Below are 12,522 nucleotides of genomic sequence, written 5' to 3' on the forward strand. Positions count from 1 at the left end.
CAGACATGGCATCCCTATCATTCAACAACATCATCAAGCGCTACGGCTCCGGCAAAGACATGCTGCAGGTCCTTCACGGCGTGAACGCCGAAATCAACGACCATGAGTTCATCGTCATCGTCGGCCCTTCGGGTTGCGGCAAGTCCACCCTGCTGCGCATGGTGGCCGGACTCGAAGAAGTCAGCGACGGGCAAATCTCCATTGGCGGCAAGGTCGTCAACGAGCTGGAGCCTTCCGAGCGTGACATCGCCATGGTGTTCCAGAACTACGCCCTCTACCCGCACATGAGCGTGTTCGACAACATGGCCTACGGCCTGAAGATCGCCAAGGTGCCCAAAGACGAAATCAAGACGCGCGTCGACAAGGCCGCCAAGATTCTGGAACTGGGCCACCTGCTGGACCGCAAACCCCGCGCCCTTTCTGGCGGGCAACGCCAGCGCGTGGCCATGGGCCGCGCCATCGTGCGCCAGCCGCAGGTGTTTTTGTTCGACGAGCCGCTGTCCAACCTGGACGCCAAACTGCGCGTGCAGACGCGCCTGGAGATCCAGAAGTTGCACCGCGAACTCGGCATCACCTCGCTCTTCGTGACCCACGACCAGGTCGAGGCCATGACGCTGGCCCAGCGCATGATGGTGATGAACGCCGGCCGCATGGAACAGTTCGGTACGCCCGAAGAGGTTTACAACCGGCCCGCCACCACCTTTGTGGCCAGCTTCATGGGCTCGCCGCCCATGAATTTGCTCAAGCAGGCGCCGAACACCGACTTCGGCGGCAAGCCCGGCGCCATTCTGGGCATACGCCCCGAGCACCTGACGGTGGGTGCCACCGGCTGGGCGGTGCAGGTCGACACCATCGAAATGCTGGGTGCTGAGCGCCTGGTGTATTGCCGCATGGGTGAAGAATTCCTGATCGTGCGCACCGATGAAAGCCTGTCAACGGCCCCCGAAATCGGCGCGACCATCCACGTTACGCCGCGTGCAGACCGCCTGCACTGGTTTGACTCGGAAACGGGCAAACGGATCTAATTTCCGGCTTTCGTCTCGTCTCCACAGGTCCTGAGCACGCCCATGACAAACCCCGTATCAGCGGCCAACTGGCCCTACCCGCGCTGGGTAGCGCACCGTGGCGCCGGCAAGCTGGCTCCCGAAAACACTTTGGCCTCCTTCATGCTGGGCGCCAGCCATGGCTACCGCATGTTCGAGTGCGATGTGAAGCTGAGCGCCGACGGCGTTCCCTTTTTGCTGCACGACGCCACGCTGGAGCGCACCAGCAACGGCAAAGGTGTGGCTGGCGAGTTGAGCTGGGAGGCGCTGGCCAAGCTTGACGCCGGCGGCTGGCATTCCCCGGCGTTTGCCGCGGAGGGCCTCGCCAGCTTTGAGCGCATCGCCCGCTTTTGCCTGGACAAGGGCTACTTCCTCAATATCGAGATCAAGCCCACACCGGGCATCGAGAGTCACACCGGCACCGTGGTGGCCAACGAAGCGGCACGGTTGTGGCAGGGGACGGCGGTTCCACCGTTGCTGACGTCCTTTCAGCCACTGTCACTGGAGGCGGCCAAACGCGCCCAGCCCCAATTGCCACGCGGCCTGCTGCTCGACCAACTCCCGGCCAACTGGCTGGAAACAGCGACCGGCCTGGACTGCGTGGCCATCGTCTGCAACCACAAGCTCTGGAACGCCGATACGGTGACCCAGGCCAAAAAAGCCGGCTTCAAGTTGCTGAGCTATACGGTGAATGACGAAGCGAACGTGCAGCGGCTGCTGGCCCTAGGCACCGACGCGATCATCACGGACCGGGTGGACCTTTTTAAGCCCGATTTGTAATCGGTATTCGAAGGGACTTTAGAAATTCAACTACCGGGTGCAGGGCAAGGCGCACGGGGCGCAGGACACCGGAATGCACTTGGGTGCATGAGGATTCCGAGCACCGCGCAACGCAGCCATGCGCCCGGCAATTGGATTTACAAAGCCCCTTTCAGGCCCGCCAGGCGCCTAGCAAGACCCACTGGCAGACGGCCGCGCCGGCCACCATGGCGGCATACGTCAGCATCTTCCCGTCATGGCCGAAGAACACCAGCCCGGCCACCAGCACCACCACGTTTACTACAAAAACAATAGCTGCTTGCGCATACCAGGTCTGGGCTAAAGGCATTTTTGATCTAAATAATCCACCCATAAGCCGAGTTGCCAGCACCAGCAGCAGGGCCACCGCGGCGGCCGACAGGACAAGATTGAGCAGGTGGTTGGCCAGCAGGTAAAAGGTCATGCGCGTAGGGGTAGTTAAAAACTCGCCTGGCTTCAGAGCAGATCCAGAACAAGCTTCAAAACGGCCAAAAAAAGGACTATCAGGGCGATTGTCCGGCCTTTGTACCGGCCTGACCGCTTCAATTTTATAATCGGAGGATGTCAGTCTGGGCCCTTGGGCTAAACCACAACACCGCACCGCTCGATTTGCGCGGCCGGTTCGCCTACGCCCTGGACCAGGTCGAGCCCACTTTGCGCGGTTTGCGCGAGTCGCTGGCCCGCCAGCCCGAGGCTACGCTGCTCTCCACCTGCAATCGCACTGAAATCTACTGCGCTGGCGAAAAGAACGACCTGGACCACACGCTGGACTGGCTGGCGCACAGTGGCGGCGTCTCGCCCGCCCTGCTGCGCTCACATGCCTATACCCTGCACGACGACGCAGCGGCCCGCCATGCTTTCCGCGTGGCCAGCGGGCTCGATTCCATGGTGCTGGGCGAGCCGCAAATCCTGGGCCAGATGAAGGACGCCGTGCGCGCCGCCGAAGACGCAGGCGCCATGGGCACCACGCTGCACCAGCTCTTTCAGCGCTCCTTTGCCGTGGCCAAGGAAGTGCGCAGCAGCACCGAAATCGGCGCGCACAGCATCAGCATGGCGGCGGCCAGCGTACGCCTGGCCGGCCAGCTGTTTGAAGACCTGAGCGACATCAAGGTGCTGTTTGTCGGCGCCGGCGAAATGATCGACCTGGCGGCCACCCACTTCGCCGCCAAAAACCCCAAGGCCATGGCGATTGCCAACCGCACGCTGGAGCGCGGCGAAAAGCTGGCCGGCCGCTTCGGCGCCGAAGTGATGCGCCTGGCCGATTTGCCCAGCCGCCTGCATGAGTTCGACGCCGTGATCAGTTGCACCGCCAGTACGCTCCCCATCATCGGCCTCGGTGCTGTCGAGCGCGCCGTCAAGCTGCGCAAACATCGCCCGATGTTCATGGTTGACCTGGCCGTGCCGCGCGACATCGAACCCGAAGTCAAGGCGCTGCCTGACATTTACCTCTACACGGTGGACGACCTGGCCCACGTGGTGCAGACCGGCAAGGACAACCGCAAGGCCGCCGTGGCGCAAGCCGAGGTCATCATCGACGCCGGAGTGCAGAACTTCATGCACTGGCTGGGCCAGCGCCGCAGCGTGCCGCTGATCCAGCAGCTCAATGCGCAGACCGATGAGTGGCGCGCTGCCGAGATCGTGCGGGCCAAAAAACTGCTGGCCCGGGGCGAGCCCATCGACACGGTGCTGGACGCGCTGACCCGCGGCCTCACCCAGAAAATGCTGCACGGCGCGCTGGCCGAGCTGCATGCGGGCGACGCCAACAGCCGCGAAGCCACGGCACAGACCGTATCCAGGCTGTTTTTACGCGGCCAGCTGCCCAAAATCCAGTCCGGCGACAAAGAGCGTTAGCGACCGCCAACGCACTGACTCCCCCTGCCGGCGCAAGCCGGTGGCTCCGCTGGCGGAGCGTCGTTGTTGACGGCCATGCGGCCCCCCTTTTCAGTCCTCCATTCCCATGAAACCTTTTCTTCGCCAAACCCTGGACCGCCAGCTGCTGCGGCTGCACGAGCTGGACGCGCTGCTGTCCGCCAGCGACGTGGTCAGCGACCTGGACCGCTTCCGCTCTCTGACCCGGGAACATGCCGAGGCGAGTGTGATCGCCGACCAGTATTTGCGGCTCACCAGCCGCGAGGCCGACCTCGGCAGCGCCGAAAGCATGCTGGCTGAAGCCAAAGACGATCCGGAAATGGCGGGAATGGCGGAGGAAGAAATCGCTGCAGCCAAAGCCGATATCGCCGAGATTGACGAAGCCTTGCAGCTGATGTTGATCCCCAAGGACCCCGATGACGCACGGGCGGCTTTCATCGAAATCCGTGCCGGCACCGGCGGTGATGAATCGGCGCTGTTTGCCGGCGACCTGTTCCGGATGTACACCCGCTTTGCCGAGCGCAACCGCTGGCAGGTGGAAATCATCAGCGAGTCATCCAGCGAGCTGGGCGGCTACAAGGAAGTCGTGCTGCGCATTGACGGCGCCACGGATGCACTGGGCGTCGGTGTGTACGGCAAGCTGCGATTTGAGTCAGGCGGCCACCGCGTACAGCGCGTGCCCGCCACTGAAACGCAAGGCCGCATCCACACCAGCGCCTGCACGGTGGCCGTGATGCCGGAGCCGGACGAAGCCGTAGCCATCCAGATCAACCCGGCCGACCTGCGCATCGACACCTACCGTGCCAGCGGTGCCGGCGGCCAGCACATCAACAAGACGGATTCGGCCGTGCGCATCACGCATATTCCGACCGGCATCGTCGCGGAATGCCAGGAAGGGCGGAGCCAGCACAGCAACAAGGCCCAGGCGCTCAAGGTGCTCACCGCACGCATCCACGAAAAAGACCGCTCCGAGCGCGCCGCCAAAGATGCCGCCCTGCGCAAGGGGCTGGTGGGCACGGGCGACCGCAGCGACCGCATCCGCACCTACAACTTCCCGCAGGGGCGGCTGACCGACCACCGCATCAACCTGACGCTGTACAAATTGCTGGCCATCATGGAAGGCGACCTGGGCGATGTGGTCACGGCCCTGCAGGTGGCGCGCGGCGCCGAGCTGCTGGCGGAGCTTGAGACCGCCAACAATGGCGCCTGAACGTCAGCAGTTGAGCAACAAAAAGGCCTCCAGCCCAATCAGAATGTGCGCAAGCAGCTACTATTTTCATAGCGCTTCAAGGGGATTCAGTTGAGCGGGCTTACCTGCGCGCAAGCCCTGGCTGCCACCCAGGCATTGCGGCTGGACCGCCTGGATGCCCAGTTGTTGTTGCTGCATGCGCTCGGCAAGCCCGAGCATGCCCGCGCCTGGCTGTTGGCCCACGATACGGACGAACTGACAGAAGAAGCCACACAGCATTTCCAGGCCCTATGCCTGCGCCGTGCTGCCGGGGAACCTCTGGCATATATCGTGGGCAGCAAGGAGTTTTTCGGCCTGACACTTCAGGTGGATGCCCGTGTGCTGGTGCCGCGCCCCGACACCGAAACGCTGGTGAGCTGGGCGCTTGAGCTGCTGCAGGCCCCCGGCACGCCACCCGAGCCGGGAATTCTGGACCTCGGCACCGGCAGCGGGGCCATTGCCCTGGCCATTGCCCACAGCCTGCAGAAAACCGGCCGTCAGGGCCGCGTTACAGCCGTAGATGTGAGTACACACTCACTTGATGTCGCCAAAGGCAATGCGGCCCGCCTGAACCTGGATATTGATTTCATTCAAAGTCACTGGCTGCAGGAAGTCAGCGGGCACCTTCACCTGATCGTCAGCAATCCGCCCTACATTGCCAGTGCTGACCCACATCTGGCTGCCCTGGTTCACGAGCCCCTGTCAGCCCTGACCGCCGGCCCGGACGGGCTGGACGACATCCGGGAGATCACCCGGAAGGCGCCCGCCTGCCTGCTGCCAGGCGGCTGGCTATTGCTGGAGCACGGCTACGACCAGGCTGAAGCCGTGCGGTCACTGCTGGCGCAGGAGGGCTTTGTACAGGTTCAGAGCCGACAGGACCTGGCGGGCATTGAACGCTGTTCTGGTGGGCTGTGGCCCGGCGAACGACGAATCCACACGGGAAATCAAACGGCGGGATAATCGGAAGGTTGAATTCTGGTTTCCAGATTCCATCTATTTGAAACAGCCTCGCCGAAACGCATTTTTCGGCCCGGCACGGTCGCTTCGGCCCACACCCAAAAGGATTCACCATGAGCACCACAGACCCTACCCAGCAACGCATCGCCGAAATCGTCAAATCGAGCGATGTGGTCCTTTTCATGAAAGGCACGGCCCAATTCCCGATGTGCGGTTTTTCCGGTCGCGCCATCCAGGTGCTGAAGGCCTGCGGCGTGAATAAGCCCGCCACCGTGAACGTGCTGGAAGACGAGGAAATCCGCCACGGCATCAAGGAGTTCAGCAACTGGCCGACCATTCCGCAGCTCTACGTGAAAGGCGAATTCATCGGCGGCTCGGACATCATGATGGAGATGTACCAGAACGGCGAGCTGCAACAGGTGCTAGGAACCCCCACCACCAACTGAGCATTGCAGACGTTGTGCCGGTTTTGCACCGGCGCCATCGATGGATCAGCGCGTGTAGCCCGCGCAGGCACCCGCATCCACTGCGCCCTTGCATTCGCGTTTGAGCCGGGCATCGCGCTGGCCGGGGGTCTCCCCGGACCCTGAGATGAATTTCACCTTGCCACCCGAATTTGTCGCACCAGGCGAAGCGGTGGTCTTTTTGGTTTTTTTGGCCTTGGCGGGCTTTACCCCATCCTGGGCCGATTGAGCCTGCACATTACCGCCCAGCAGCGCCATGGCCACGACGGCAGCCAGCGCATTGCAATAATTCCTGTTCATACTTTTTCCTCCCTTTTTATTCTTTCGCAAACGCAGGTGACACCGCGTTTTGCCTCAAGCTTTATTGCAGCTTGGGGTCGCCAAATTGTTCATCATCAGGTGGCACATCAGCCGGCAGGCGGAACCCTTCGCTGGCCCAGGCGCCCAAGTCTATGTTCTTGCAACGCTCGCTGCAAAATGGGCGAAAAGGGTTGCTGGGTGCGTAAATGCTTTCACCGCCGCAGCCCGGGCATACGACCCGTTTGAGAGGCGGGGAATCTTTCTTCATCGCAGGCATGTTTGTAGACAGGTCTGGGGATCAATCGGGTGTGATGGCGAGGAGGCAGCAAGTCCTGAAATCAGGAGCAAAGCGTCAGCTCAAACGCAGAATCTTCGGTGCTGGCGTGCAGGCGGTCGTCGCTGCCGTGACGCATGAGGCGCACCGACACAATCAGCCGGTTACCGCTGATTTCGGGAATCAGCCCCAAAGCCGGGTCTATCCGCAGGCGCAACAGCTGGAAGGTACGCCCCTGCGGCAACGTCTGCTGGTATTGCCCGCCGGGCGCCACCACTTTTTGAGGTGCCCCGGAGTCGCGCAACAGCGTTAGCAGTACACGTATGGATTCGGCCAGCGGCACCAGCGGCGTAATCCAGCGCTGCAGGTCTTGCTTGCGTGTCTCGGTATCCAGGTGCTGCCACGCATAGTAGGCCGGCAAGTCAAACTCACAGGTTCCGCCCGGGATGCCGACACGGCTGCGAATGCTCATCAGCCAGTCGTTTTCCGTCAGGGAATGACCGGCTTTGCCCGGCAGGTTGTTCAAAGCGGAAAAACAGCCTTCAAGCTGGCCGGTCACCTCGTCCAGAACGGCTTCGGAAATGGCCGGGTTGCCACGGTAACCATTGAGAACATGTTTTTGTTTCTCGAGGTCCTTGAGCACGTCGGTCTTCAGGTCGGCCCGCGCGCCGACATCCATGATTTCAAAAATGGTCGTGATCGCGTAATGATGATCCGTCGGGCTCTCACGCTCCACCAATTCACCGAGACGGCGAAACAGGTGTTCAAGTCGCAGGTAAGTGCGTATTCGTTCGTGAAAAGGATACTCGTAAAGGATCACAGCGCTAGATTTCGTCGGCTTTAAATGAGGAGGTTTGTTTGCGCATCATAGCCCGAAGCGCCAGGCAAGCTGTGGGACCAGGGCTTCCAGGCTCGCCAGAGACAAGCCATCGTTATAGAGGCATATGTCAGCCGCAGACAGGCGCTGCGCGCGGCTTGCCTGGCCAGCCATGATTTTCTCCACCACCTCCCGTGGCCAGCCGTTTCGGGCCATCACGCGGTCAATCTGTGTCTTTTCACTGCAATCCACAACCAGAACCTGGTCAAGCTGCTGCCGCCATCGCCCCGACTCCACCAGCAACGGGACGTCAAAAATGACACAAGCACTGCCGCCAGCGACCGCTTGCCCATATTGGTGCAAGGTTTCCCGGCTTACCCAGGGATGCACGATGGACTCGAGCCTGCGACGCGCAGACGGGTCGTCAAAGACCAGCTGTCGCATCCGCTCCCTGTGCATGGCGCCTTCGGGAGTGATCAGTTCTCCGCCGAACAGTGCTGCAATTTCCGGCACAGCCGCCCCGCCGGCTGCCGTGACCGCACGGGAAATGGCATCAGCATCCACCACCGCCGCGCCGTGGGCAACCAGAATACCGGCAATCGTGCTTTTACCGCTGCCTATGCCACCGGTCAGTCCAATACGCAGGGCTGCACGGGACATGGCATCTCACAGACCAGCAAATCGCAAAATGGATTGCGGCCCAAAAATCATGGCCGTGAAACCCGCACCGGCCAGGAAAGGCCCAAAGGGCACATAACCGCCCTCGCGCAAGCCCATGGAAAACTTCAACGCAATACCTATGACAGCACCAATCACCGAAGCCATCAGGATCATGGGAACCAGCGCAGGCCAGCCGAACCAGGCACCGAGTGCGGCGAAAAGCTTGAAGTCGCCATAGCCCATGCCTTCCTTGCCGGTGGCCAGTTTGAAGGCCCAGTACACCAGCCACAGAGACAGGTAGCCAGCGACGGCACCCCATAAGGCCGTTGGCAGGCTAACCGAAGGGTTCCACTGCAGGGCTGCGACGATCAGGCCGGCCCACAGCAAAGGCAAGGTGATATCGTCCGGCAGCAGCGTGGTGTCCCAGTCGATCATCGCCAGGGCCAGCAGTGCGGCCGAAAAGCCGCACCAGCCCAGCGCAGTCAGCGACCAACCCCAACGCCACACACAAAAGAAGAACAGGGTGCCCGTCACCGCTTCCACGACTGGGTAGCGCATACCGTAGGGCGAGCCGCATACCGAACACTTGCCTCGCAGAAACACGTAACTGACTACCGGAATGTTCTCGTACCAGCGGATGGCATGGCCGCAACTGGAGCACCGTGAGCGTGGCACCAGCAGATTGAACTTGTCGGAAGGTTCTGCTGGATGCCCAGCCAGTTCCGCGCATTCCTGCGCCCATTGCCGCTCCATCATTTTGGGGAGGCGGTAAATCACGACATTCAGGAAACTGCCAATCAGCAGGCCCAGGATGCCGGCCAGCGACGCATCAAACGCCGGGCCCATACCCGTACCCATCAAACGACTTGACCCAACTTGAAAATGGGCAGATACATCGATACCACGATGCCGCCAATAAGGGTACCCAAAAACACAATGATGATGGGCTCCATCAGGCTCGAAAGGCCGGCCACCATCTCGTCGACTTCCGCTTCATAAAAGTCGGCGGCCTTACCGAGCATGTGATCGACGGAGCCGGATTCCTCACCGATAGCGCACATCTGCAACACCATGGTCGGGAACAGATTCGCATTGCCCATCGCGGCCGTCAGGCTGGTGCCCGTGGAGACCTCCWGCTGGATTTTCTCGGTGGCCTCGGCATAAAGGGAGTTGCCAGACGCGCCACCGACGGAATCCAGCGCCTCAACCAGTGGGACACCGGCAGCAAACATCGTGGACAAGGTACGGGTCCAGCGGGCAATACACGATTTTTCAATCAAGGCACCAAAGACAGGCACCTTGAGCAGCACCCTGTCCATCACCTTCTGCATTTTTTCATTGCGCTTCCAGGCCTGGAAGAAAAAGTAAACCCCCCCCCCGATGCCCCCAAAAATAAGCCACCAATAGGCCACAAAAAATTCACTGACCGCAATGACAAACAGGGTAGGCGCCGGCAAGTCCGCACCGAACGAGGAAAACACGCTCTTGAATGCGGGAATCACAAAAATCATGATCACCGCGACCACCACAAAGGCCACAATCACCACCGAAATGGGATACATCAGGGCCGACTTGATTTTCGATTTGATGGCCTCGGTTTTCTCCATGTAGACCGCAAGGCGGTCCAGCAGGGATTCCAGAATACCTGCAGCTTCACCGGCCTCGACCAGATTGCAATACAGGGCATTGAAATACATCGGGTATTTGCGAAAGGCCGCACTCAGGGAGGTGCCGGTTTCCACGTCCGTGCGCACATCGTTGAGTAGCTTGGTGACACTGGCATTCGCGTTGCCGCGTCCCACAATATCAAACGACTGCAAAAGCGGGACGCCCGCTTTCATCATGGTAGCGAGCTGGCGGGTAAAGATGGCGATGTCCCTCGGCTTGATCTTCTTGCCGGAGCGCATGCTGCGTTTTTTGATCTTGGTGGGCAAAACGCCCTGGCGGCGCAGGGAGGCTTTGACCTGATTTTCTCCGGCGGCCCGGATCTCGCCTCGAACCTGTTTGCCGCCGCGGTCCTTGCCCTCCCACTCAAAAACAAATTCCTTGACGCCTTTGACAGATGCTGCAGTTGCCATGATGGTTTTCTCGTTTTATCGATGGCCCAAGCCACCTTTCGCTACAGACGCCGATTGATCAAAACTTTACGCGCGTAAATTTAAACATTCGTGCAACCCAAAACCTCTTCCAGTGACGTCATTCCGAGTTTAACTTTTTGCAATCCGGATTGGCGCAGGCTTCTGACCCCTTCGAGTTCGGCCTGCGCAGCGATTTCCAAGGCGCTTCCGTCGCGAAGGACGATACGCTGGATTTCTTCGGAAATCGGCATCACCTGATAAATACCGACACGGCCCTTGTAACCATTTGTGCACATGGAGCAACCCACGGGCCGATACGGTGTCCACGAACCGTCGACGTCCTCCTCTTTAAAACCGGCCTCCAACAATGTCTCGCGGGGGATATCTGCAGGCGCCTTGCAGTTTGGGCAAAGCCGGCGGGCAAGGCGCTGGGCGGTGATCAGGATTACGCTGGAAGCGATATTAAAAGGCGCAATACCCATGTTGCGCATACGCGTCAACGTGGTGGGTGCATCATTGGTATGCAGCGTGGACATGACCATGTGCCCCGTCTGGGCAGCCTTGATGGCAATGTCGGCGGTTTCAAGATCCCGAATCTCACCGACCATGATGATGTCCGGATCCTGCCGCAAAAAGGCCTTGAGCGCGACTGAAAAAGTCATGCCGGCCTTGTCATTCATGCTGACCTGGTTGACGCCTGGCAAGGTAATTTCAGCCGGATCTTCCGCCGTAGCGATGTTGACACCTGGCTTGTTCAGGATATTCAGGCAGGTGTAAAGCGAGACGGTTTTACCGGAACCGGTAGGCCCTGTCACCAGCACCATGCCGTAGGGCCTCTGAATGGCGGCCATCAGACGCTCTTTTTCGATCGTCTCGTATCCCAGCGCATCGATGCCCAGCTTGGCGCTGCTCGGGTCCAGGATACGGATAACGATCTTTTCACCGTACATGGTCGGCAGAGTGCTCACCCGGAAGTCGATGACGCGATCGGGGCCGATCTTGAGCTTCATCTTGCCGTCCTGCGGCACACGCTTTTCAGAGATATCCAGCTTGGAGATGACCTTGATACGCGCGGCGAGTTTTTCCTTGATGGCTACCGGCGGTGATGCGATTTCACGCAATTCACCGTCCACCCGGAAGCGAACCCTGTAGGTGTGTTCAAACGGCTCGAAATGCAGGTCAGAGGCACGCATGCTGAAAGCGTCCAGCAGCATCTTCTGAAGGAACTTGACAACGGGCGCATCCTCAACCTCGGAAACGCCAGCCTCGTCTTCGACTGCACCAGAATCCGCACTGGTTTCATCAAACTCAAAGTCGTCGCCGATGATGCTTTCCATCGCTTCGGAGGCGCTGGTGTTGGACACTTCCGACAGCTTGGACAACTTGTCGTATTCGGCGATGACCCAGTCAACCCCCATCTGGGTGGAAAACTTGATTTTTTCGGCCGCCTCCTGGTCAGAAGGATCTGCCGTTGCAACAATCAGCCGGTTATTGCGCTTGCTCAGCACAACGATGCGGTATGTTGCACAAATCTTGGAATCAAGCAGCCCCTTGGGCAGGCGCTGTATGTCTATGGCATCCAGGTCAAGCAAAGGCGCTGCAAAGGCGGTTGACATGGTGTGCGCAAGGTCAAACGCAGAAACCGCCCCGGAGCCTGTCAGTTCGGCAATAAAGCTGGTGCGGCCCGTTTGGGCTTTGCGAAAGATGTCTTCAGCGGCCTTTTGGCCCAGTTTCCCCGCAATCACCAAGGCCCGGCCTAGACCCGGCAGTGCCATCGATGGCGGTTGGTTGATAGCGGTGTCGACAGCGGCCATGGGTAATCTGAATGGGCTTAAATGGGTATCATCGCTTATAGATTACAAGGTGTAAATCGAAAACGCGCCAGAGGCCTGCCCGGCGTTGGAAGTATGCGAAGAAACGCACACATATGGCCAAGGCCAGGACATTTCTGGTCGGGGTGAGAGGATTCGAACCTCCGGCCTCTACGTCCCGAACGTAGCGCTCTACCAGGCTAAGCTACACCCCGATCCCGGC

General features: G+C 60.1%; 14 protein-coding genes and 1 tRNA gene. 6 read left to right on the forward strand and 9 right to left on the reverse strand.

What is annotated here, in order from left to right:
- Window positions 1-5: 5 nt before the first annotated feature.
- Both AC1D1J_RS09480 and ugpQ read left to right on the forward strand, forming a co-directional pair.
- Window positions 6-1,025: a sn-glycerol-3-phosphate import ATP-binding protein UgpC gene (locus AC1D1J_RS09480; RefSeq protein WP_477686046.1), complete on the forward strand. Its 1,020-nt coding sequence runs from the start codon at window positions 6-8 to the stop codon at window positions 1,023-1,025.
- A 42-nt stretch (window positions 1,026-1,067) separates the two neighbouring features.
- Window positions 1,068-1,823, forward strand: a complete 756-nt coding sequence (gene ugpQ / locus AC1D1J_RS09485; protein ID WP_477694548.1) for a glycerophosphodiester phosphodiesterase — start codon at window positions 1,068-1,070, stop codon at window positions 1,821-1,823.
- Window positions 1,824-1,974: 151 nt separating this feature from the next.
- Here ugpQ and AC1D1J_RS09490 read toward each other — a convergent pair whose 3' ends face one another.
- Window positions 1,975-2,265: a hypothetical protein gene (locus AC1D1J_RS09490; RefSeq protein ID WP_477694549.1), complete on the reverse strand. Its 291-nt coding sequence runs from the start codon at window positions 2,263-2,265 to the stop codon at window positions 1,975-1,977.
- Window positions 2,266-2,402: 137 nt separating this feature from the next.
- On the opposite strand from AC1D1J_RS09490, the gene hemA reads away from it, so the two are divergent.
- The 4 genes from hemA to grxD all read left to right on the forward strand — a co-directional run bounded on the left by hemA (window position 2,403) and on the right by grxD (window position 6,341).
- Window positions 2,403-3,692, forward strand: coding sequence for a glutamyl-tRNA reductase (gene hemA / locus AC1D1J_RS09495; RefSeq protein ID WP_477686049.1), 1,290 nt, complete (start codon window positions 2,403-2,405; stop codon window positions 3,690-3,692).
- A 106-nt stretch (window positions 3,693-3,798) separates the two neighbouring features.
- Window positions 3,799-4,920: a peptide chain release factor 1 gene (prfA, locus tag AC1D1J_RS09500; protein WP_477694550.1), complete on the forward strand. Its 1,122-nt coding sequence runs from the start codon at window positions 3,799-3,801 to the stop codon at window positions 4,918-4,920.
- Window positions 4,921-5,010: 90 nt separating this feature from the next.
- Complete coding sequence (gene prmC, locus AC1D1J_RS09505) at window positions 5,011-5,898, forward strand: peptide chain release factor N(5)-glutamine methyltransferase (protein WP_477694551.1); 888 nt, start codon at window positions 5,011-5,013, stop codon at window positions 5,896-5,898.
- A gap of 110 nt (window positions 5,899-6,008) precedes the next feature.
- On the forward strand, window positions 6,009-6,341 hold the full coding sequence (gene grxD, locus AC1D1J_RS09510) for a Grx4 family monothiol glutaredoxin (RefSeq protein WP_457279670.1): 333 nt from the start codon (window positions 6,009-6,011) through the stop codon (window positions 6,339-6,341).
- A 45-nt stretch (window positions 6,342-6,386) separates the two neighbouring features.
- Here the strand turns inward: grxD and AC1D1J_RS09515 are convergent, their stop codons facing one another.
- The 8 genes from AC1D1J_RS09515 to AC1D1J_RS09550 all read right to left on the reverse strand — a co-directional run bounded on the left by AC1D1J_RS09515 (window position 6,387) and on the right by AC1D1J_RS09550 (window position 12,514).
- A complete protein-coding gene (locus tag AC1D1J_RS09515) occupies window positions 6,387-6,659 on the reverse strand; it encodes a hypothetical protein (RefSeq protein WP_477686052.1) in 273 nt (90 codons plus the stop codon).
- Between the two features lie 61 nt (window positions 6,660-6,720).
- Window positions 6,721-6,927: a DNA gyrase inhibitor YacG gene (locus tag AC1D1J_RS09520; protein WP_477649824.1), complete on the reverse strand. Its 207-nt coding sequence runs from the start codon at window positions 6,925-6,927 to the stop codon at window positions 6,721-6,723.
- A gap of 70 nt (window positions 6,928-6,997) precedes the next feature.
- Complete coding sequence (gene zapD, locus AC1D1J_RS09525) at window positions 6,998-7,753, reverse strand: cell division protein ZapD (protein WP_477650967.1); 756 nt, start codon at window positions 7,751-7,753, stop codon at window positions 6,998-7,000.
- 45 nt (window positions 7,754-7,798) lie between these two features.
- Window positions 7,799-8,410 (reverse strand): dephospho-CoA kinase, encoded by a 612-nt coding sequence (coaE, locus tag AC1D1J_RS09530; protein WP_477694552.1) that lies wholly within the window; start codon window positions 8,408-8,410, stop codon window positions 7,799-7,801.
- Between the two features lie 6 nt (window positions 8,411-8,416).
- Window positions 8,417-9,268: a prepilin peptidase gene (locus AC1D1J_RS09535; protein WP_477694553.1), complete on the reverse strand. Its 852-nt coding sequence runs from the start codon at window positions 9,266-9,268 to the stop codon at window positions 8,417-8,419.
- Window positions 9,268-10,488 (reverse strand): type II secretion system F family protein, encoded by a 1,221-nt coding sequence (locus tag AC1D1J_RS09540; RefSeq protein WP_477694554.1) that lies wholly within the window; start codon window positions 10,486-10,488, stop codon window positions 9,268-9,270. The genes AC1D1J_RS09535 and AC1D1J_RS09540 overlap by 1 nt, the downstream gene beginning before the upstream one ends.
- 80 nt (window positions 10,489-10,568) lie before the next feature.
- Window positions 10,569-12,302 (reverse strand): type IV-A pilus assembly ATPase PilB, encoded by a 1,734-nt coding sequence (pilB, locus tag AC1D1J_RS09545; protein WP_477686056.1) that lies wholly within the window; start codon window positions 12,300-12,302, stop codon window positions 10,569-10,571.
- A gap of 135 nt (window positions 12,303-12,437) precedes the next feature.
- A tRNA-Pro gene (locus AC1D1J_RS09550) sits at window positions 12,438-12,514 on the reverse strand.
- Window positions 12,515-12,522: the final 8 nt, after the last annotated feature.

This window comes from Polaromonas sp. P1_F8 (assembly GCF_056405635.1).